The organism is Runella rosea, assembly GCF_003325355.1.
GTDB classification, from domain to species: Bacteria; Bacteroidota; Bacteroidia; order Cytophagales; family Spirosomataceae; genus Runella; species Runella rosea.
This window is the reverse complement of record NZ_CP030850.1, coordinates 4,363,146-4,386,173: the sequence shown is the minus strand read 5'-3', so window position 1 is coordinate 4,386,173 and position 23,028 is coordinate 4,363,146. Positions and strand designations below refer to the sequence as shown.

The following is a 23,028-nucleotide window of genomic DNA, read 5'->3' as shown; positions in this document are numbered from 1 at the left end:
CAGAGTTGCTCAGAGATTTGAAAGGAGTTTCACAGAGTAATACAACTTAAAACTTTGTGTAACTCTGAGAAACCTTTGTGGTTCTCTCTGTCCCCCCTACCCTTTTTTAGAAATAATCGCAATTGCGTCAATTTCAATCTTTATTCCATCCGACAACACTGACTGCACCGTGGTTCGGGCGGGTTTAACGCCCTTAAAAAAGGAGGCGTAAGCGGCATCGTATCGGTCAAAATCGTTGATATTTTCCAAATGAGTCGTGCATTTGACTATATCATCAATCGTTCCTCCGGCGGCTTCCACCACTTTTTGAATGTGCGACAACGTCAGCAACGTTTCTTCTTCAATGGTGCCGTGAATGACTTCGCCCGTAGTCAAGTCCAACGGGCCTTGTCCGCTGATAAACAGCCACTCACCTACCAATACGCCCGCCGAATAAGCCCCCGTATTGGCAGCTTTGTCAGGATGTTTTATTTCGATTTTCTTTGACATAATTATATGGTTTTACTCACACAAAGTGGCTAAGGAGCAGAGATGCAGTGTGCTTTAAGCAGACTCTTTGCACCTCTGCGGCTCTGAGTGAATTTTTTATACTTGCAACCGCTCCGACAAAGGCCAATTTTTAAATGATTCGATAAAGGTCACCAGAGCTTTCACGGCGTGGTCAACTAAGTGCTTGCCTTTTTCGGCCGTGCCGAGTTGCGGCTCACCGCTGCTGCCGTTGCTCGAAATAAATTCCGTTTGCTTAAAGACCGTTACTCCTCGGTAAGGCTCGTCGTCTTCCCACGGAATATATCCGTTGCTTTCGGGCCGTTGAGCGCGCTCCACTCGGTCCATCCATACCTTATCCGCAAAAAGATGCAGCATCATACTGGTCTCATATTCACAGGCATGACTAAGCGCAGAGCTTTGCATCGGAGGCTCTCCCGCAAAGGCTTTTCCGCCCACTTCCCAATACGTTGCTAATGCAATTGTTGGCTGATGACTCACATCAAAACGTTTGCTCAACACCGCCAATGCCTGTTTCGCAGGTGTAATATTTCCTCCGTGACCGTTGAGTAAAATGATTTTTTTGAATCCGCTGATTACCAATGAATTTATCAAATCAATCAGTACTTGTGTATACAATTCGGGGGCAATGCTGATGGTGCCTCCAAAAGACAAATGATGATGACTTGACCCAAAAGGCAAAGTCGGGCAAAGCAACACTACCTCGGGTAAAATTTTTTCTATCTGCTGAGCGACTTGAGTGACTATATCGGTATCGGTCGACACCGACAAATGTGGTCCGTGCTGTTCTATGGCTCCCAGAGGTAAAATTATTATTTTGTCTTTTGCTGCCTGATTGAGGTCAGCGTAGGTGGAGGCATAAAACAACATACTTTATAAGTTTAGGAACGCACTAAATATAGTTTTTTTTGATAATTTCTTTGCCATTCCGAAAAAGGATTTCTTCCAAATCGGGAATGACAAAGAATCCTAATAACTGGTGTGAATACTAACTGTTCATTTATCTATAACCTAATAATTTGGATTCTGCTTCAGGACCGAAGTACCATCTACCACACTCAGATCAATTTGTGCCTGAGGAATTGGGTACAGCTCGCTTTTTCCTTTCTTAAACGTAGCCCCTTTCATGTACGTAAAGTCGTAGCCTGGAATAGATGTTTCGTGTTTCACATACGCATTCAGGGTGTTGGCCATGTAGCCCGTTCCATTGTCCCAACGGCGCAGGTCAAAGAAGCGATGACCTTCCATGCCAAATTCGATTTTGCGTTCAAAACGAACCGCTTCGCGGGCAAACTCCTTGCCTTTGGCCATAAATTCTGTAGTATATAAACCTACTTTGTAATTTGCCGCCGGCTCGTTGGTAAAACCTTTCAATGGACTGGTGTTGTCCACGTATTTTTTCACCCAACCCGCAGGATTGGCCGCCCGGGCGCGTACTCGGTTCACATATTCCTGCGCTTTTGCCAAACTTCCGATTTCCACTTCCACTTCCGCTGCCCACAGCAGCACATCCGCAAAACGAATCATGTTGTAATTGTTGGAAGTCCAACGCGAAGAAAACGAGGTTGTCGCCGCCGCCGCTTGGTAATATATGTTTTTGATAGGGCTGTACGGCCCTGCCACCGCCTGAACGCGAATCCACGCCTTGCCTGGGTGCAAGCCCCAATCTAAATACGGAATTCCGCGACGCCCAACGGTCCAGTCAAGGCGCGCATCCAACGTACCCGTATAAGGTGCAAACGGCGTGCTGCTCTCAATGCCCTGATCATTTTTAACATCTGAATCATTGAAGGTATCAATCAACGGCAAACCCGTTTCGGCGTCGGTTTTAAAGGAATTGACCAAGCTGAAAGAAGGTTGGTACGCGCCGCAGCAGGTAGCGGGGCCACCCATCGGGAAGTTGAGTGCATCGCCGTAGTTGCCGTTTTGGAACGATTCTGCAATGGACATCTGCACCGCAAAAACTGACTCGGGGCCGTTCTTTTTGGAAGGGTTGAAATTGTCGGCATAGTTAACCAATGCGTACTTTGCACCCGAAGACGTCACGCCATTGGCAATGATTTCTTCCAATATCGGTTTGGCGTCGGTGTATTTGTCTTGGAACAAATAGGTTTTGGCCAAAAATGCTTTTGCTGCCCAGCTATTGGCCCGGCCCACTTCCGTTTTGGTGGCACTTAGGTTTTCAGCGGCAAATTTGAAATCCGCTTCAATCTTCGGCCATACGGGCGTTGCGTTGCTTACGTTATAGTTCCCATTGGAATAACTGACGTTTTCATCCAAATACGGCACATTTTCCCACATTTTGGCTGCTTCCAAATGATACACTGCGCGCAAAAATATCGCTTCAGCTTTGAATTGTTTGGCTTCTTCGGCCGACATCGATACGTCGGTCGTTTTGGCTAAAACACGCAACACGTCGTTGGCACGCTGAACTCCCGCGTACAACACTATCCATTTATTGTTGAACGGCAACATGGACGCATCGTAGTTGTAACTTTCAACGGCTTCCATCGGCGGCAAAGCCGAAGCCTGCGTACCAGTGTGGGCGTCGTCGGAGGTTACTCCACCAAAAATCCAGTTGCTAACCCCCACAAAATAGTAGGTTGTATTGGGCACACCCCAACCGTCGAGCAGCGAATACGCCCCCGTCAGGAGACCTTTTACACCTGCTTTGTTGGTCAGGGTTGCTTCACTCGTAGAGCCCAACGCTCCGATCTCGAGGTAATCTTCTTTGCAGGAGTTGGTGGTCGTGACCAACGCCAAACAGGCTATGAATAAAAAATAATTAAATCGTTTCATGTGAGTCAGGATTTTTAGAAGGAGAGATTAAGTCCAAGGATGAAGTTCTTCTGATTGTTGGGATAATTGGCGTAATCAATCCCAAACGCCGAACTGTTTCCGCTCAATTCAGGGTCTAGGCCAGTGTATTTGGTCAATGTAAACAAATTGGCTCCTTGTGCGTACACCCGCAGCTTGCTCATTCCGAATTTTTTCAGAACGGCCGGTTGCACCGTGTAACCGATCATCAACGAGCGCATTTTGAGGAAGGAACCGTTTTCTACGTAAAAAGAATTGGAAACTCCCGAAGAACTGAACGAACCCGTTGACTCAATTTTAGGAATCGAACTGTTCGGGTTTTCGGGTGTCCAGGCGTTGAGCAGGTCGTTGCTTTTGGCCCCTACGTAGGTACTGAAAAAGTGGGTAAATGATCGGATGGTATTGTAAATTTCATTCCCCTGTGAGCCATACAAAATCGTAGAAAAATCAAAATTGCGGTAGGTTACGCCCAAATTGATACCATAGGTAAAATCAGGATTAGGGCTACCGAGGAATGTACGGTCGGTGGCGTCAATTTTATTGTCGCCGTTGATATCGGCATACTTAAAACGACCAGGAGCTGCGCCGCTTTGCGTAGGTGACGCCGTTACTTCGGCATCGTTTTTGAAAATACCGAGCACTTGATACCCAAAATAAGAGCTCACAGGCTGACCCACCTGATTTCTGACGACGTTTCCTAAGTTTTGAGTATTGGCACCGTCAAAATAGCCTGGTCCTGGAATGTTCACCACTTCGTTTTTGTAGGTAGTGATGTTGGCTCCGATATTAAATTTAAGACTTGGATTGATGGTTTGACGGTAGTTCAGTGCCAAATCCACCCCTTTATTTTGAATATCGCCAATGTTGACCGTTGGAGCCGTGGCACCGCCCGCCGTGGCCGGAAGAGGTTGGGTAAACAACAGTCCGTTGATGGATTTTTGGTAATACTCAAACGAAACGTCCAGTTTGTTGTTCAAAATCGTCGCGTCCAAACCAGCGTTGGTCACGATGTTTTCTTCCCATCCCGTATTTGGGTTTCCGATGCTGGTTTGGGCAAAACCCTGTGCCAGTGAAGCATTTCCGCCAATGTCATAATAAGAATTGGCAAACGTGCCGCCAAAGAGCGTGTAGGCATTTTGCGGACTTACGTTGTTTTGAGAACCCAATACACCGTAACTGGCTCTCAGTTTCAACTCATTCAACCAAGTCACATCCTTCAAAAACTCTTCGCCCGACAAGCGCCAGCCCAGAGATACCGAAGGGAAGGTTCCGTAACGGCGATTAGACCCAAAGCGCGACGAACCATCACGACGAACCGTGACGCCTACTAAATATTTGTCGTTGTAAGCGTAATCCAAACGACTGAAAACCGAGAACAGCGTATTGTTGTACGCGCTGCTAGCGTTGGTAATATTGGTGGTTCCGTTGGAAAGGCTCAGGTAATCAAAATTGGTGGAAAACAGTCGACTGGCCGATCCAATCAGGTAGCGTCCATAGTTACGGATAGCTTCCGAACCGACGATTACTTTCAGGTTATGTTTGCCAAATGCATTGGTGTACGAAAGCGTGTTCGTCCACATGGTATTGCTGTTGTACAGCGCAATTTCCGAGAAAGAATTGGGGTTGGTATTACCTTCGGAGTTGTTGTAAGGGGTAAACGTAAAGTTGGTAGCGTACTGATTATCAATACTTCCACCAAAACTGGTGCGGGCCGTAAAATGCTTTAGAAAATCCACTTCTGCAAACACATTCCCTACAGCATTCCACGCGTTGGTTTTGTTATTAACGGTGTTCATCTGCACCGCTACGGGGTTGGAAGAGCTTCCCAACTCGGGTCCAGCGAAGGTTCCAGCGAAGTTACCTTTGATGTCATAGACGGGAATCGTCGGCATGGCGCGGTACGTCCAAGCGATGGGGTTTCCAGTACTTAAGTTATCAAAACCAGGATTTTTCTTGTAGAAAATATACAGATTTTCGCCAATCCGAACGTTGTTTTTAACCTTAAACTGCGTATTTATTCTGGCCGAATAACGCTCCAAATAGCTTTTCAGCATCGTACCCTGTTGGTTGAAATATCCCAAAGAAACCATATAGTTGGACTTGTCAGTCCCGCCACTTGCGGTTAGGTTATGACTCGTCATGGGTGCATTTTTAAACAATTCATGAAACCAATCGGTGCCTGTTTTATTAACCGATTGAATCAGGTAATTGGCCCCAGGGTTGGCGGCATCAAAGTTATACTTGGAAGGGTCAACGGCAGGACTGCCAGCATTGCCCACGCCCGTAGCACCCGGGCCTCTATACGTAAAGTCAGGAAGACCGTTTTGAAACAGGCCCGTGCTTGGATAAGCTACTTTGGTCAAACGGGCAAAATCCTGCGAATTGAGCAAATTAAAGACATTCCCCGACAACGGCTGTTGATTGCCATAGTAGGCGTCGTACGATATCGTCGGTTGTCCTGACTTACCTTTTTTGGTGGTCACTACAATTACGCCGTTAGAACCACGCACCCCGTAAATGGCTGCCGCCCCTGCATCTTTCAGCACTTGGATAGACTCAACGTCGTCGGCACTTACATCATTGAGTTCGGCCTGTACTCCGTCTACCAATACTAAGGGCTGGGTATTTCCGAAAGACGTGATACCCCGCACAAAAATATTGCTCGGACTTCCCGGCGCTCCCGAACTAAGCACCGTTACACCAGCTGCTTGGCCCTGAAGGGCTTGCACCGCCGATCCCGCAGGTATTGACTTCAGTGCTTTCACATCAACGACCGATACGGAGCCTGTAATATCCTTTTTTCGTTCCGACGAATATCCCGTCACAACCACTTCGCCGAGCGTAGTGCTCGATGGAATCAAGGAGATGTTAAAGGTTGTTTGGTTACCCACGGGAATCTCCTGAAGCTGGTACCCAATGTACGAAACGACCAATACCGCATTCGGACTCGCAGATAATTTAAAGGTACCATCGGCGGCCGTAATGGCTCCGTTAGTCGTATTTCCTTTGATTAAAACAGTAGCGCCCGCGATGGGTTGCGAGTCATCAGAACCCACCACTTTCCCCGTTATGGAGGTTTGAGCGTACACCGCAATGGACGTAAGCAAGCAAAGCAATAGCATACTTACCCCTTTTTTTCGGAGTAGGAAAAAGTTGTTCATGTGTAGAATGTTGTTTAAGGAAAGAGTTACTAGTGAATAGGGTTTGTGCGAATGTAATTTTAGTGAGTTGATTATTCTTGGCAAATCCACCAAAATGCATTAGATAATCCGATCACGATAACCAATGAATAGTTGGAGAATTTGTTTACAAAGAAACTATATTTTTGTAAACAAAAAAAGTTGTTGTTATTTTTTTTGTAAATACCAAAAATTCAGAGATCCCCAACAATTACCTTTATACCCTGGTCACATATCATTACAAAAGAAAAACCCGCGACGCTGAAATAGCTTCAGCATCGCGGGTGAGTCAACCCAACGTTGAAATGAAAGACAAATTAATCCAACTCCAGCGCCTCTACTTCACCGCGAAGAAGGTGCTTGGTAAGCGTTTCCTCAGCAAGTTTAACGTCCTTTTCTTTGATTGCCTTCAGTAACTGCCGATGCTCTTGGTCTGTCAGTTCATAATCATCCATGTGCGTTTGCGACTTTCCGAGCTTCTGATGGAAGAGCGGAATGTTGCTTATTTCGTAAATATCCTTCAGTTTATCATTCTGTGCCGTATCTATGAGGGTTTCATGAAACTTAACATCTGCCTCACAGGCACCTCCAAAATATCCACGCTCCACCATTGAGGTAAAATCATTACATATCTCCTCCAACTTCTGAATTCCTTTTTCGTCAATTTTCTGAATCGCTAACCGAATAGCCCCTAATTCAAGAATCTCCCGCAATTCACGTATTTGCCGTACATCTTCTACACTCATTGATTTCACAAAATAGCCGCCTTTTTCGCCAGTTTCAATCAACTGCTCCCCCAAAAGCCTCGTCAAGGCCTCGCGTACTGCCATTCGGTTTACATCCAGTCGTTTAGCCCAGATATCTTCTTTAAGCCTCGTGCCAGACACCAGTTGATTCGACAGGATTTTTTTTCTAAGTTCACTGTATACTTTATTGGCAAGCGAGTCTATTTTCATTTTTTGTAATCTAATTTTAGGCAAAAATGTAAACAATTTTTAACTAACTTTGTAAAGTTAAAAAATTTCTCTCTTAAAATTTCGTTGCGATAGTACGAAATGACTTACTAAATATAGATATATTGATTGTCTATTTCTTAAACCTCAATCGTTTATCATGCAAAATTCAATACAAGGCCGAAGAAAATTTGTCAAAAATGCGGCGTTAGGCAGTTTAGCGCTCGGCATCTTGGGCCCCGAATGGGCAAATGCTCAATCGGCGGTAGCCGGAAAACGAGTCGGCATCATCGGCTTGGATACTTCCCACAGCACAGCTTTCGTCAAAGCCCTCAACGCACCCGATGCAAGCGCTGATTTTTTGGGGTATAAAGTAGTAGCCGCCTACCCACAAGGCAGTAAAGACATCGAAAGCAGCACCAAACGCGTGCCGGCTTATACGGAAGAAGTCAAAAAACAGAATGTAGAAATCGTCGATTCTATCGCTGATTTACTCAAAAAAGTGGACGTTGTGCTGTTGGAAACCAACGATGGTCGCCTCCACCTCGAACAGGCCCTTCAGGTACTTAAAGCGGGCAAACGCGTTTTTATTGATAAACCTATTGCGGCTTCGCTTTCCGACACCCTTGCCATTTTTGAGGCTTCCAAAAAATACAACATCCCCCTATTTTCGGCCTCGTCGCTACGGCACATCAAAGGCGTGGAAAAAGTGGATAAAAGCATCGTCGTAGGAGCCGACACATTTAGCCCAGCGGTACTCGAAAAAACGCACCCAGATTTGTTTTGGTACGGCATCCACGGCGTCGAAACGCTTTACACCGTCATGGGAACAGGCTGCAAGCAAGTTGTTCGAGTCAATAACGAAGGGACAGACATTGTAATAGGCACTTGGGCCGACGGGCGTGTAGGCACTTTTCGCGGTACCCGCACGGGTAAACACGACTACGGTGGCACGGTTTACACCAAAAACGGTAACATTGTACTGGGCCCCTACGGTGGCTACGAACCTCTGTTGAAAGACATTGTCAATTATTTTGAGACGGGCAACCTTCCCGTATCACCCGAAGAAACCATTGAAATCTTTGCCTTCATGGAAGCGGCTGACGAAAGTAAACGACAAGGCGGAGCCGTCGTTACGCTCGAAAGCGTGATGAAAAAAGCTCGTAAATAGTCATTCAATCTATAAACAACCTTTCCAAGGTTTTGAACCTTGGAAAAACTAAAATTCACCGATATGCCTTCCAACCATTTTTCAAGACGTGAATTCCTGAAACGAAATTCATTGACGGGCTTAGGTGCAGTACTGACGCCTTCTGTTCTCTCCAGAACTGTTGAAAATCAGCCTACCAAACCTTCTATTACGCCCTCTTTTTCGTTGGCAGAGCCTCCAGCCTTATTGGGTGGCAAGCCTGTACGAACCCAAGGTTGGCCCATTTGGCCGATATGGAAGCCCGAAACCGACGAAAAACAACTTCTCGAAGTGATAAGAAGCGGTATATGGTCGCGCGCAAATGTGGTAAACGAATTTGAAGCCAAATGGGCCCAAACCGTCGGGACAAAACGAGCACTGGCGGTCGTAAATGGTACCAATGCGCTGATAACAGCCTTGATGCAGTTGGATATTCGCGGCGGCGATGAGGTACTGATTCCACCTTATACTTTTATCGGCACGGTAGCACCTGTCATTGCAACTGGAGCCATGCCTGTTTTTGTAGATGTGGACCCCGAAACGTTTCAGATTGACCCGGCCAAAATTGAAGCCAAAATTACGCCTCGCACCAAAGCCATTATTCCAGTGCATATTTTGGGCTTACCCGCCAATATGCCCGCAATTTTAGCCATTGCAAAAAAGCATAAGCTAGCGGTGATTGAAGATGCTTGTCAGGCGCACTTAGCAGAAATTGATCATAAACAAGTGGGTACATTTGGGGATGCGGGCTGCTTTAGTTTCCAGAATTCCAAGAACTTAGCCATCGGAGAAGGCGGTGCCATTGTCAGCAACAATGATTTATTTATGGACCGCTGTTTTTCGTACCATAACTACGGAAACCCTTTCGGCATGGCGTCAGGCGTGATTGGCGCGGGCACGATCATTCAGGGAAATAAACAGCGACTCACCGAATACCAAGCGGCCATCGGTTTGGCACAGCTCAAGCGATTGGACGCCGAAACCACGCTTCGCAACGAAAATGCGGCGTACCTGAAAGCCAAAATTCAGAAGATTCCGGGCATCGTTCCCTATAAATTATACGACAACGTGACGCGCGCAGCGTTTCACCTGTTTCCGTTCCGCTACAAAAAAGAAGGATTCAAAGGGTTATCACGTGATACATTCCTGAAAGCACTGTCGGCTGAGGGGATTCCCTGCTCGAAAGGCTACGCTACACTTAATAATATGCCGTATCTGAACGACGCGTTTCAGTCGAAAAACTTCCAAAAAATGTATCCCAAAGCGCAGCTTGATTTCAAAAGCTACGTAGAGCGCAATCATTGCCCCCAAAACGACCGACTTTGCAACGAAGAGGCCGTGTGGTTTACGCAAAACATGATGCTCGGAACCCGCACCGACATGGACGAGATTGCCAACGCCATCGAAAAAATCTACACGCACGCTGATAAACTGTTGAGTGTCAAATGAGAAAGCACCTGTGGTTAATTGGCTTTTTGATTGTTTCGTCCACGTGGGCAAAAGGCTGGAAAGCGGGCGTAGCCAAAGTAATTATTACGCCCAAAGAAGCCATTTGGCAGGCAGGATATGCCTCCCGCACGCACGCATCAGAAGGGAAATTGCACGATTTGTGGGCCAAAGCGTTGGCGTTAGAAGATGAAACTGGCAAGCGCGCGGTGCTCGTCACGACCGATATGCTGGGATTTCCCAAGGCCATGTCTGACCGCATTCGAACCCAACTCAATCGTCAGTTTGGACTGCCCAACGCGCAGATTATTCTCAACAGCTCTCACACCCACTCTGGGCCAGTGTTGGACGACGCCCTGCTTGACATTTATCCACTTGATGCCAACGAGCAAACCAAGATTAACCGCTATTCACGCCAATTAGAAGCGCAGATAATTGCTCTGGTCGGACAGGCGCTAAAAGATTTAGAATCTGTCGAGCTGTTTGCTCAAAACGGCGTGACACGGTTTCAGGTGAATCGGCGCAATAATAAAGAAGGAGCGTTACGTGAGCAAACCGAGCTGAAAGGCCCCAACGACTATGCCGTGCCCGTCATCAAAGCCCTGACTCCCAAAGGAGTGCTCAAAGCCATTGTTTTTGGGTACGCCTGTCACCCAACCGTACTTGACCTGTATCAATTTTCGGGTGACTTCCCAGGTTTTGCCCAACTGGAATTAGAAAAAGCCCATCCAGAAGCAACGGCGCTATTTTTTCAGGGAGCTGCTGGCGACCAAAACCCTTTACCCCGGCGCACCGTATCTTTGGCACGTCAGTACGGAAGAGAATTGGCCGCAGCCGTGGACCGGGTGCTTGAAGAACCCATGCGACCTTTATCGGCCACGCTGACAACGGCCTACTCAGAAATACAACTGCCGCTTTCGGCTCCGCCGACAGAAGCAGAATTACTCAAAACTCAAAACGAAAATATTCCCTATCTCAAACGTTGGGCCACCCGGGTTTTGTCAGAAATGAAGCAAGGTAAACCCTTCATTACTTCGTATTCATACCCGTTGCAAGCGTGGAAATTGGGGGAGCAATCGATGTTTATTTTTGGCGGAGAACTCGTTATTGAATACGCCATTGAATGCAAAAAGCGATTCGGACAAGACACATTTGTGATGGCCTACTCCAACGATGTGATGGGCTATATTCCATCGGCAACAATTTTGAAAGAAGGTGGCTACGAAGGCGCTTCCTCGCAAATGGTCTACGGGCTTCCGAGCACTTGGGAAGCTTCAGTACCTGAATTGATTTATACTGAAATAGACAAACTCGCCCAACAAATTGGAATTACTAAAACTAAGTGATAATTAACCGCAAAGTTCACAAAGAATGGCGTAAAAAGCACTAAGCGCAAGCACTCCATTCTTTAAAGTCTTTTTGCTTTATAACACCCTAAAACATGAATTCACTTACTGCCAAAGCTTACTTTTCGGGCTTTGAATTAGCGCACGATACTTACAACGCCATTACAGCCGCAAGCAACGGCAAAATATACTATGTCCTTTGTTCGGAATCCTACGAAGTCGGCGGCCAAATGTACGCTTACGACCCTGCTACCGACCAAACACAATGGATAGCCGACCTGACCGAAATCTGCGGCGAAAAAAACGCCAACGCCATTCCGCAGGGCAAAAGTCACGTTCGTTTTTACGAAAACAATGGCAAGCTGTATTTCGCCACGCACATCGGCGTCTATGAAATGATTGAAGGCATGGAACGTCTGCCAACGACTGCTCCAAACGGCAAAAACCTCTACCCAGGCGGGCATTTTTTGTCGTATGATTTGGCAACTGGTGTATTTGAAGACCTTGCCATCGCGCCCGAAGGTGAAGGAATCCTGACCATGACCATTGACCGCGAAAGGGGGCATTTGTACGGCATTACTTGGCCCTTGGGTTATTTTATTCATTACGATATTTCTGCCAAAGCCCTCAAAAAAGTCGGTCTGGTATCGGCAAAAGGCGAAGCTGGCATTCCGGGCAATGATTACCGCGTATTGTGCCGTTCGATGGTGGTTGACCCACGCGACGGAGCCGTTTACTTCTCTACGTCCGAAGGCGACATTTTCACGTATCATCCTGATAACGAAGCCTTACGCAAAGTAGAAGATATTGATTTACGGATTGACTATTTCGGAAAATATGACCCCACACATCCGGGCAGTATGGGCTATAACTGGCGCAAGATTTTCTGGCACGCGCCCGAACAAGTCGCCTACGGTATTCACGGAAATTCGGGGTATTTGTTTCGTTTTGATCCAAAAACACCTAAAATTGAAATCGTAGAGCGGCTTACGTCGGAGCCTTCGCGCAAAAGTGGCATGTTCGACCAGTTTAGCTACGGCTATTTGGGCTTTCAACTTGGCCCTGATGGCGAAACGATTCATTACCTAACGGGCGGCCCGATATACATCGACGGCAAGCGCTTAAAAGGGGCCGACCAAATTGCCAAGGGCGCGGCCAAAGGATTGGAAAATCTGCATTTAATCACATTCCATATTCCGACCCAAACCTACAAAGACCACGGTCCGATTTTTTACGCTGACGGAAACCGCCCAACCTACGTAAATTCCATCGCTATTGGAGCCGACGGCGCAGTCTATACTTTAGCCCGATTTGACCATAATGGAAACGAGATTCAGGATTTGGTCAAAATTGCTTTATAAATACACTACCACACCAAAATTGAATTGCTTAACATTGCAGGATTATGAGTAGGTAAAAATCAAAAAAGTCTTCTCCAAAAAGAACTGTTCGGTAGCCTACTTATCTTTAAATAGTGTAGTAAATTGGCTCCTCAACAGACCCATTTATTTTTTTACACAAAACACCTTTCATGAACACTCTGGAAACTTCTACAAACAGCGAATCTCGGCGCAATTTTATCAAAAAAACACTGACAGGAACCGCTCTATTGACCGTTGGCGGTATCTTACCGGGCTTTAGTGCCAAAAGTTACGGTCGTATTTTGGGCGCTAACGAAAAAGTCCGACTCGGCGTGATGGGCGTCAATAGTCGCGGGTATGCACTGGCGAGTAATTTTGCCCTGCAACCCAACTGTGAAGTCGTTTCGATTTCGGATGTAGATAGCCGCGCTTCCGAAAAGTGCATTAAAGCCGTTGAAAAAATTCAAAATTCCAAGCCCAAAGACGTTCCCGATTTTCGTAATGCACTAGAAGATAAAGGCGTAGATGCGCTCATCATCGCCGCACCTGACCATTGGCACGCACCAGCAGCCATCCTAGCGTCAAAAGCAGGCAAACACGTTTACCTTGAAAAACCTTGCAGCCACAATCCGAACGAAGGAGAATTGCTCATGGCGGTGGCCGCCAAGTATAAAAATGTGATTCAAATGGGTAACCAACGCCGCTCATGGCCGAATGTAAAACAAGCCATTCAGGACATTCAGAACGGCGCCATCGGTCGGCCTTATTTTGCCAAAGGCTGGTACACCAACAACCGCGCTTCCATTGGCGTGGGCAAAGAAGCCGCCGTTCCGTCGTGGCTGAATTACGATTTATGGCAAGGCCCTGCGCCGCGCCGCGCCTACAAAGACAACATACTCCACTACAATTGGCACTGGTTTTGGCATTGGGGCACGGGCGAAGCCCTCAATAACGGCACCCACATGCTCGACTTGATGCGTTGGGGCTTGGGCGTGGAATACCCCACCAAAGTCTCCTCTTCGGGTGGTCGCTATCGCTACAAGGATGACTGGGAAGCACCAGATACACAAGTAATTAATCTTGAATTTGGCAATGATAAATTTATGACTTGGGAAGGCCGCAGTTGTAACAGTCGCAACATAGAAGGCAGCAGCGTGGGCGTTTCTTTTTACGGAGAAAAAGGCACATTGGAGTACGGCGGCGGCAACGCCTACAAGATTTACGATTTGGACAATAAGATTGTCAAAGACGTAAAAAATGATTTGGTGATTGACCCTCGTAATAAAATGGACCCTTCACAAGCCTTGGATGCCTTCCACTTCCAAAACTTCGTTTCAGCCATCAAAGAAGGAGCAACATTGGCATCAGGAATCGTCGGCGGACATCAAAGTACGTTGCTTTGTCAATTGGGAAATATCGCCTTGCGTTCCAACAGCATTTTGGAGATTGACCCTACCAACGGACATATTCTCCATAATAAAGCCGCTAAAAAACTTTGGAAACGTGAGTATGAAAAGGGTTGGGAACCTACGATTTAGCCAAATCTAACGTCGGCGAGGCTCAAAACCTCGCCGACGTTGAATCTACCACCGTACTATTATTCCGGCTAATCTTGCCATCAACAACAATATGAAAGCCAACCCGACCGCAGTTGACGTAAGCAGTCTTACCAAACGAGAAACCAATATTTCTATTTTTTTAGTGGGAGTCATGTTTTTTATGTTTGGCTTCATCTCATGGGTCAACGCTATTCTGATTCCCTATTTCAAAATTGCCTGCGAACTCACCAGTTTTCAGGCCTATCTGGTGGCATTTGCCTTTTACATTGCCTATTTCATCATGTCGGTGCCGGCGTCTTATTTACTCAAAACGCAGGGATTCAAAAAAGGAATGATGATTGGTTTTTGGTTCATGGCCTTAGGCGCGTTCATTTTCATTCCCGCCGCCATGACGCGCACTTACGGTATTTTTCTGATGGGATTGTTTACGATTGGCATTGGGTTATCCATCCTCCAAACCGCCGCCAATCCCTACATCACGATTTTGGGGCCCAAAGAGCGCGGAGCACAACGCATCAGCATCATGGGAATCTGCAACAAAGCCGCTGGGATTTTGTCTCCTTTGGTCTTTGCTGCCGTCATTTTGCGCCCGACGGATACGGATTTATTCGCCCAACTCAGCACCATGAATGACCTGCAACGCAGCGCGGCTTTGGATGAATTGGTACGAAGGGTGATTACACCTTATACCGTACTGGGGATATTCCTGTTTGTATTGGGTTATTTGGTTTACCGTTCGCCGTTGCCGGAAATCAACACCGAACACGAAAGTCCCGAAGTAGCTACGGCCAATGCGGGCAAAACAAGCATCTTTCAATTCCCGCATTTGATTTTGGGGGCAGTGGCTATCTTTCTGCACGTAGGCACGCAGGTGATTGCGATTGACACCATCATCGGCTACGCCAACTCAATGGGAATTGATTTATTGAAAGCCAAAACATTTCCTTCCTATACCTTGGCCTGCACCATTTGCGGGTACATTATTGGCATTATTACCATTCCCAAATTGGTCAGTCAGGTAAATGCCTTGCGGTTTTGTACATTGTTGGGAACGGCTTTTACCCTGCTCATTATTTTTGCCAAAGGCTCCGTTAATTTCCTAGGACAAACGGCCGACCTTTCCATTTGGTTTGTGGTATTATTGGGCTTAGCCAATTCATTGGTTTGGGCAGGAATTTGGCCGTTGGCATTGGATGGCTTGGGGCGTTATACCAAACTCGGGGCTTCTATTCTGATTATGGGTCTCTGCGGAAATGCACTCATGCCGTTACTCTACGGCTATGTTGCTGATTTGTACGATGTTCGCACCGCTTATTGGGTTTTGTTACCCTGCTATTTGTATTTGGTTTATTACGCCGCTTATGGTCATAAAGTAAAACGCTGGGGATTGTAATGCGACAAAAACTCACAAACGGCATCATACTTACCCCCTTCCGAGCCATCACAGGCGGAACGGTAGTCATTGAAAATGGTCAGATTTCAGGCGTTCACGAAGGGAATATGGAAGTGCCTGATGCCACCGAAATAGATGCAAAAGGCCAATACATAGCACCGGGTTTTATTGACATTCACGTACACGGCGGCGGCGGTTTTGATTTCATGGACGGAACCGAAGAAGCTTTTCTGAAAATAGCAGAACTTCATGCGCAATACGGCACCACTTCATTGGTTCCTACAACGTTGACGGCTGAAAAGGAAGATTTACTGCAAACGTTGGATGTGTATGAAAAAGCAACTCGACAAAACACAAAAGGCGCAAATCTCCTCGGAATCCATTTAGAAGGTCCTTATTTTGCGCTGAGCCAACGGGGAGCGCAGGACCCGCGCTATATCCGCAATCCTGACCCGACTGAGTACGAAGAGATTCTCAGTCATTCGTCGTCCATTGTACGGTGGAGTGCAGCGCCCGAGTTGGAAGGCGCGATTGCGTTCGGACAACGTTTGCGTCAAAAAGGCATCTTAGCAGCCATCGCTCATACCGACGCGTTTTATGACGATGTGTTGGCGGCATACGAAAACGGCTATTCACTCGTAACGCACTTGTATTCAGCCATGTCGGGTGTGACGCGCAAAAATGCGTTTCGATACGCGGGCGTGATTGAAAGTGCGTTTTTGTTGGATTTAGACGTTGAAATCATCGGTGACGGCATTCATTTACCCGCGCCTCTGCTCAAACTCATTTATAAAATCAAGGGAGCCGACCGCACCGCCCTCATCACCGATGCCATGCGCGGTGCCGGAATGCCCGAAGGCGAAAGCACATTAGGTTCATTGAAAAACGGTCTCAAAGTCATCATCGAAGACGGCGTAGCCAAAATGCCCGACCGCACCTCTTTTGCCGGCAGCGTAGCTACATTCGACCGATTGGTCCGAAACATGGTCAACATGGCCGACGTATCGCTGTTGGAAGCCGTGCGCATGGCAAGTACCACCCCCGCCCGGATCATGGGCGTTGACGACCGAAAAGGCTCCCTCGCCAAAGGGAAAGATGCTGATATTGTGATTTTTGATAAAGATATTAATGTTTCTTTGACAATGGTTGAAGGAAAAATAGTTTATGATAAAAGTTAACCACGGAGTTTCACAGAGTTCTTTCACGGAGTGACACAAAGTATAAAAAAACCGTGCAATTCTGTGCCGACCTTTGTGACACCCCATGGTTATAAAAAAATAATAGATATGTCCCATCTGCACGAAACAACAATAGACAACCTACACGTCAAATTATTCAAAACCCGTCAGGAATTAGGCCAAAACGCCGGTGAAATGGCCGCGGCAAAAATCAGAGAATTGCTGCAAAGCCAAGAAGTTGTTAACATCATTTTCGCCGCCGCACCCTCGCAAAATGAATTTTTGGATGCCTTGGCCCAACAGCCTGAAATAGATTGGCAACGCGTCAATGCCTTTCACATGGACGAATACATCGGCCTGTCGGAGGATGCCCCGCAGCGATTTGGCAACTTTTTGAAAGGTCGTTTTTTTGATAAAGTACCGCTTCGCTCCGTGTTTTATATCAACGGCAACGTCAGCGACCCTAAGGCGGAATGTTTACGCTATGAAGCTTTACTAAATGAATACCCGACCGACATCGTCTGCATGGGCATTGGCGAAAACTGCCACATTGCCTTCAACGATCCGCATATCGCATTCTTCAATGACCCCGTTTTGGTTAAAAAAGTAGATTTGGATTTAACGAGTCGCCATCAACAAGTCCACGACGGTTGCTTTGCCTCCTTAGAACTTGTTCCCGAATATGCCCTAACGCTTACAATTCCGGCGTTGGTCAAAGCACCGACGGTATTTTGCATGGTACCCGCTGCCCACAAGGCTGAGGCTATTTATCACACATTGGTGGATGAAATCACTGAAACTTACCCCTCCACAATCTTACGAAAACACCCCAACGCAACGTTGTTTATTGACCAAGACAGCGCCAGCCAATGGATGAAAGAAGCGTCATTTGCAAGTAAATAAAACCCCACGGGTGCTTATTTATCCAAAAACATACCCACAATTACGTCATTTATGAAAGCACGCGTTTTAGGCTGTTTGTTAGCGGCCGGCAGTTTAACCCTCCCCGCCATGGGCCAAGAGAAGAACAAATCAGTCAGTCTGATTGTATTGGAGCCAGGGCATTTTCATGCGGCATTGGTACAAAATACCCGTTACGACAATGTAAACCCTGTTGTGCACGTGTACGCCTCCAAAGGCCCAGATGTAGACTCTTATCTTGACAAAATCAAAAAATATAATTCCCGCCCCGAAGACCCGACTCAATGGGACGAAAAAGTCTATACGGGGCCCGATTTTTTCCAAAAAATGCTTTCCGAAAAAGCAGGTAATCTGGTCGTTTTGGCAGGAAATAACCAAAAAAAGACCGATTATATCAAAAAATCGGTGGATGCTGGTTTGAATGTATTGGCTGATAAACCTATGGCCATTGATGCCGCTGGGTTTACGTTACTAAAAGATGCGTTTACACAGGCGAAAAAGAAGAACGTATTGCTCTACGACATCATGACCGAGCGTTACGAAATCTCCAACGCGCTGCAACGTGAATTGGCGTTGTTACCCGAATTGTTTGGAACCCTACAAAAAGGTACACCTCAAGACCCCGCCGTTACCAAAGAAAGTGTTCACCATTTTTTTAAGTATGTATCGGGGGAGCCACTGATTCGTCCAAGTTGGTTTTTTGATGTAAACCAACAGGGCGAAGGCATCGTAGACGTGACTACGCACTTGGTGGATTTGATCCAATGGAGCAGTTTCCCCAATCAGGTCATTGATTATCAAAAAGATATAAAGCTTTTGTCTGCCACGCACAATGCCACAACGCTGACTCCCGAACAGTTTAAACTGGTAACCAAAAGCGATACGTATCCTGATTATTTGAAAAAGGATGTGAAAGGAAAGAATCTGGAAGTATATGCCAACGGACAGATTGATTACACGCTCAAAGGTGTTCACGCACGGGCATCCGTAATCTGGAATTTTCAGGCACCGCAGGGAACGGGCGACACGCATTATTCGATCATGAAAGGCAGCAAGGCCAATCTGATTATTCGTCAGGGCAAAGAGCAAAACTTTAAACCTGTGTTGTACATTGAGCCAGTAAATGCCACGCCTGCCTACGAAAAAGCTGTCGCCGAAGCCTTCAAAAAAGCGCAGGCAGCGTATCCGGGCATTGAGTTAAAGAAAAACGCCAAAGGCTGGGAAGTGATTGTACCCAAGAAATATGATATTGGACACGAAGCACACTTTTCTCAAGTAGCCAAGAAATACATGGAGTTTTTGAAAGCGGGCAAACTTCCTGCGTGGGAAGTTCCTAATATGATTGCCAAATATTATACAACGACAGAGGCGTTAAAATTGGCAAAAGCGAAAAAGTAGGTACTATTTTAACTGCAACAGTCTAAAAGAATAGCACAAAGGGCCACGAAGAAGAATCTTTGTGGCCCTTTGTGTAAAACTTAGTGTTCTTTGTGACGGTCCGCCGTTGCGGTTCAAAACCTTATACCAACTCACCGTACAAATCAAACTCCTCGGCATTGGTGATTTTTACGTTGGCAAAATCACCCTGGCGCACAAACTGACTTGCTGGCAATAACACTTCATTATCAACTTCCGGGGAGTCAAATTCAGTTCGACCGATAAAATAACCGCCTTCTTTTCGGTCAAAAAGCACTTTATACGTATTGCCGATTTTGGCTTGGTTCAACGACCACGAAATATCCTGCTGCACGGCCATAATGTCGTCGGCACGCTGTTGTTTCACTTCCGCAGGAATGTCATCGGGCATGGTGTGGGAGAACGTTTGCTCTTCGTGTGAGTACGTAAACACGCCCAAACGGTCGAAACGAGTGCGCTCCACAAACTCCAATGTTTCTTCAAAGATTTCTTCCGTCTCGCCCGGGTGGCCCGCAATCAGCGTCGTACGCAACGCAATACCGGGCACTTTGTCGCGAATGGTTTTGATCAAATCCTCCGTTTTTTCCCGTGTAATACCGCGACGCATCAATTTCAGCAACTCCGTACTGCCGCTTTGAAGGGGCATATCTAAGTATTTACAAATGTTGGAACGCTCGCGCATTACGTCCAAAACATCCATCGGAAAACCCGACGGGTAGGCGTATTGCAAACGAATCCATTCAATGCCTTCCACGTCGGAAAGGTGATTCAATAACTCCGACAGATTGCGTTTTTTATAGATATCCAGCCCGTAATAAGTCAAATCTTGGGCAATCAAAATCAGTTCTTTCGTCCCGCGACGGGCCAATGATTTAGCCTCAATCACCAAATCATCAATCGTCCGCGAAACGTGCCCACCGCGCATGAGCGGAATAGCGCAAAAGCTACATGGACGGTCGCAGCCCTCCGCAATTTTCAGATACGCGTAATGAGCAGGCGTTGTTAATAAACGTTCGCCGACGAGTTCCTGTTTATAATCTGCTTTGAGGGTTTTGAGTAAGCGAGGCAGTTCATTGGTGCCAAACCAAGCGTCGACGGTTGGAATTTCAACCGCCAATTCATCTTTGTAGCGATGTGACAAACAGCCTGTTACGTAAACCTTATCTACCAAACCCGCATCTTTGGCATCGGCATAGCGCAAAATAGTATCGATGGATTCCTGCTTGGCGTTGTCGATAAACCCGCAGGTGTTCACAATCACAATGCTGGCATCGTCTTTTTTAGATTCGTGCGAAACGTTATAGCCGTTGCCTTTAAGTTGGGTAAAGATATTCTCGCTGTCCACCAGGTTTTTACTGCAACCCAGCGTCACGATGTTGACTTTATTTTTCTTGGTTCCTTTGGTTTTCATTTCTCCTAAGTATTGGGTACTGAGTAATGGGTATTGAGCGAAATAATGATACTCAATACTTTATACCCACTACTTACTACTATTTTTTACGCCACAAAGTTCGGCAACGTAATCGGAAGCACCAAAATTGATTAGGTATTTGAAGGAGAATACAGGCAACGGTTTTGACGGCGCGGCGATAATTTCTTTACTTTGGGGGCTTTAGCAGGTTTATCAGACTTAATATTTAGGTTCCAATACAAACTTGTAGCTAATAAAGTACGAACAGGATGTTTATAGGGCGGTTGTACTTGGAAAAATTGAGAAAAATGATTCCTTAAACCTGATATTTGTAATGACATTCTTTTAGTTAAAAGATAACGAAATCCTGCTCCGTAAAAATACCCAGCAGCCTCATCTTGTATAGTATACGATGAGAAATTACCATTCTGTCCACCGTAGTCTACTTCGATAAATCCCCTCATTCTTTTTTTGCCAGTACCTAACCTTATTCCCGTTAAGACGGCAGAGTCCACAAGATTATCACCAACAAACCTACTGTGAAAAAATATTTCAACAAAATGCCCCTCTGTAGACTCGAAATGTCTACCTATATTGGCATAGGTTTGGTTTTTGGGAGACCATAAAAGAACAGGCGAATTCCCTTTTTTAATAGGTGATTTAGAGTTATTTACAGAATTTGCTATCCCTAACTCTACAAACCAATAATTAGTAGATGGATATTGAGCAGCGGCAATACTACTCCAAAAGAAGCCTAAAAGAAGCAGTAAAAAGGGTTTCATACAATGGCCGTTATAGTTCAAAAACGACCGATATTCTCCCTTTATTTCCTCAAATTCAACAAATAAGCACCCATCAAGCCGTTGCGGGCCCAAGTGCCGCGCATCCTTCCAGGTGTAAGGCCCAACGGGTGGCTTCCCAAGGCAAAATCAATATCTCCATCACCGTCGATGTCGCCAGTATCTAAGGTGAGCCAGCGGCCCATGCGACCAATCGGGATAGACCATGGTTTGAATTTTCCTTTCTGATTTTCAAAATATAGAACGTTGGTTTGGGGATTGGTGTCAATATCATCGTAAAACGCAATACTGACCAAATCCAAATCCCCGTCGGCATCTACATCGGCTGGGGCCACTTTATAGGCGCCGTCGATAGGATAAAAATAGCTTTGCTTAAACTCTCCTTTCTCTTGATTTTCAAAGAGATACAATCCATGATAGGGTTTAAAAATGACCGAAAGGTCGGCATTATCCCCACAGGTATAGAGAATATCCAATCGTCCGTCGTTATTCATATCCACCACATCAAAATAGCTAGAGCCAAACACTGGCGGGAAGCGCAACAGCGTTTTTTCTTCAAATTTCAGGTTACCTTTGTTGAGGTACAGCACGATGCGCTCGTCACCTTGGGCAAACAGCGTCATTAAATCGGGCATTCCGTCTTTGTTCCAATCCACCACCACACTACGCAGCGCTCCAGGGGTAGCACTTAGCACGTTGGCCTCGTAAGTACCCGCCACATTTTTCTTCCAAACGGAGAATTTCCCTTCAATGACCCCAAACTCGCAGGTAATGAGTTCGGGCTGGTCGTCATTGTCTAAATCCTGCTGAATGGTTTGCGTAGGACGAAGCAACTTGGTAAGCAACAACGAGGCGTTATTCGCGCTTTTTTGGCCCATGTTGACTGTTTGTGCGTAGCCGTTAGCGTTGTAGGTAACCTTGACGGTTTCACCAATATAGGTCACCAAAAGATTTTGATGGGAAGCATCCAAAAACTGTAAATCACTAACTGCCGGCTGACCGCCAAAGCGTTTAACGGCCTTTCCTTCGGCATCCATCAGCCATACTGTTTGGTTCACTTCATCGGCTACATACACGCCTTTGTTGGTCTCGTCGATGCGAACGCAGGTGACGTTGGCCATTTCCTGTTCAATGGGTGAAAACAGAGGGCGAATTTCAAATTGTTTCTCAATTAAGGTTGCTTTTGGGGACGAAACGAGCGGGGTCAGACGCTTGGGGGCCAAGTCCAAATAATAGTCTTTTACTTTTTGCCAATCTTCCCGGGAAATCAGGGGTTGGACCGCTTTTACTTTGAGGTCGTTGGCGTTCAGTTTTCGGATTTTTTTCAAATCTTCATCCAATCCCAACCGCAACGCCATATAGGGTAGTACATCTTTTTCCCAAACGGTTTTGGGCAATAAATTAGGGTCGGGGAACAAATGACATCCGCCGCAGTGCTGCCGCGCCAACGGTTCATGTTGGGCAGGGTCTTTTTGACAGCCTATAAAAAAACAAAGCAATACCAATAACGAAATGGCAAACGCAGAACGAAGCATCATAGGTTTGGGAAATA

General features: G+C 46.3%; 17 protein-coding genes. 9 read left to right on the top strand and 8 right to left on the bottom strand.

Annotated features, from left to right (window positions below; genetic code table 11):
• Positions 1-96: 96 nt before the first annotated feature.
• The 5 genes from DR864_RS18405 to DR864_RS18385 form a co-directional block, all read right to left on the bottom strand.
• The gene (locus DR864_RS18405) at positions 97-489 is read right to left on the bottom strand and encodes a RidA family protein (protein WP_114068338.1); all 393 of its coding nucleotides are present in this window, start codon (positions 487-489) and stop codon (positions 97-99) included.
• A 96-nt stretch (positions 490-585) separates the two neighbouring features.
• A complete protein-coding gene (locus DR864_RS18400; RefSeq protein ID WP_114068337.1) occupies positions 586-1,377 on the bottom strand; it encodes a creatininase family protein in 792 nt (263 codons plus the stop codon).
• Positions 1,378-1,518: 141 nt separating this feature from the next.
• Entirely contained in the window at positions 1,519-3,306 is a 1,788-nt protein-coding gene (locus DR864_RS18395; protein WP_114068336.1) for a RagB/SusD family nutrient uptake outer membrane protein, read from the bottom strand.
• A 14-nt stretch (positions 3,307-3,320) separates the two neighbouring features.
• The gene (locus DR864_RS18390; protein WP_114068335.1) at positions 3,321-6,485 is read right to left on the bottom strand and encodes a SusC/RagA family TonB-linked outer membrane protein; all 3,165 of its coding nucleotides are present in this window, start codon (positions 6,483-6,485) and stop codon (positions 3,321-3,323) included.
• 335 nt (positions 6,486-6,820) lie between these two features.
• Positions 6,821-7,459: a GntR family transcriptional regulator gene (locus DR864_RS18385; RefSeq protein WP_114068334.1), complete on the bottom strand. Its 639-nt coding sequence runs from the start codon at positions 7,457-7,459 to the stop codon at positions 6,821-6,823.
• Positions 7,460-7,616: 157 nt separating this feature from the next.
• On the opposite strand from DR864_RS18385, the gene DR864_RS18380 reads away from it, so the two are divergent.
• The 9 genes from DR864_RS18380 to DR864_RS18340 all read left to right on the top strand — a co-directional run bounded on the left by DR864_RS18380 (position 7,617) and on the right by DR864_RS18340 (position 19,247).
• On the top strand, positions 7,617-8,627 hold the full coding sequence (locus DR864_RS18380; RefSeq protein ID WP_114068333.1) for a Gfo/Idh/MocA family protein: 1,011 nt from the start codon (positions 7,617-7,619) through the stop codon (positions 8,625-8,627).
• Between the two features lie 63 nt (positions 8,628-8,690).
• Entirely contained in the window at positions 8,691-10,094 is a 1,404-nt protein-coding gene (locus tag DR864_RS18375; RefSeq protein WP_114068332.1) for a DegT/DnrJ/EryC1/StrS family aminotransferase, read from the top strand.
• On the top strand, positions 10,091-11,437 hold the full coding sequence (locus DR864_RS18370; protein WP_114068331.1) for a neutral/alkaline non-lysosomal ceramidase N-terminal domain-containing protein: 1,347 nt from the start codon (positions 10,091-10,093) through the stop codon (positions 11,435-11,437). The genes DR864_RS18375 and DR864_RS18370 overlap by 4 nt, the downstream gene beginning before the upstream one ends.
• A 95-nt stretch (positions 11,438-11,532) precedes the next feature.
• The gene (locus DR864_RS18365) at positions 11,533-12,798 is read left to right on the top strand and encodes a hypothetical protein (RefSeq protein WP_114068330.1); all 1,266 of its coding nucleotides are present in this window, start codon (positions 11,533-11,535) and stop codon (positions 12,796-12,798) included.
• A 170-nt stretch (positions 12,799-12,968) separates the two neighbouring features.
• On the top strand, positions 12,969-14,336 hold the full coding sequence (locus tag DR864_RS18360) for a Gfo/Idh/MocA family protein (RefSeq protein WP_114068329.1): 1,368 nt from the start codon (positions 12,969-12,971) through the stop codon (positions 14,334-14,336).
• Between the two features lie 91 nt (positions 14,337-14,427).
• Entirely contained in the window at positions 14,428-15,750 is a 1,323-nt protein-coding gene (locus DR864_RS18355) for a sugar MFS transporter (RefSeq protein ID WP_114068328.1), read from the top strand.
• On the top strand, positions 15,750-16,928 hold the full coding sequence (gene nagA, locus DR864_RS18350; RefSeq protein WP_114068327.1) for an N-acetylglucosamine-6-phosphate deacetylase: 1,179 nt from the start codon (positions 15,750-15,752) through the stop codon (positions 16,926-16,928). The genes DR864_RS18355 and nagA overlap by 1 nt, the downstream gene beginning before the upstream one ends.
• A 108-nt stretch (positions 16,929-17,036) precedes the next feature.
• A complete protein-coding gene (locus tag DR864_RS18345; RefSeq protein WP_114068326.1) occupies positions 17,037-17,831 on the top strand; it encodes a glucosamine-6-phosphate deaminase in 795 nt (264 codons plus the stop codon).
• Between the two features lie 51 nt (positions 17,832-17,882).
• Positions 17,883-19,247 (top strand): putative oxidoreductase C-terminal domain-containing protein, encoded by a 1,365-nt coding sequence (locus DR864_RS18340; protein ID WP_114068325.1) that lies wholly within the window; start codon positions 17,883-17,885, stop codon positions 19,245-19,247.
• Positions 19,248-19,368: 121 nt separating this feature from the next.
• Here DR864_RS18340 and rimO read toward each other — a convergent pair whose 3' ends face one another.
• From rimO to DR864_RS18325, 3 genes are all read right to left on the bottom strand, one after another.
• Positions 19,369-20,676, bottom strand: a complete 1,308-nt coding sequence (gene rimO / locus DR864_RS18335; protein ID WP_114068324.1) for a 30S ribosomal protein S12 methylthiotransferase RimO — start codon at positions 20,674-20,676, stop codon at positions 19,369-19,371.
• 131 nt (positions 20,677-20,807) lie between these two features.
• Positions 20,808-21,458, bottom strand: coding sequence for a hypothetical protein (locus tag DR864_RS18330; RefSeq protein WP_114068323.1), 651 nt, complete (start codon positions 21,456-21,458; stop codon positions 20,808-20,810).
• A 41-nt stretch (positions 21,459-21,499) separates the two neighbouring features.
• On the bottom strand, positions 21,500-23,014 hold the full coding sequence (locus tag DR864_RS18325; protein WP_114068322.1) for an FG-GAP repeat domain-containing protein: 1,515 nt from the start codon (positions 23,012-23,014) through the stop codon (positions 21,500-21,502).
• Positions 23,015-23,028: the final 14 nt, after the last annotated feature.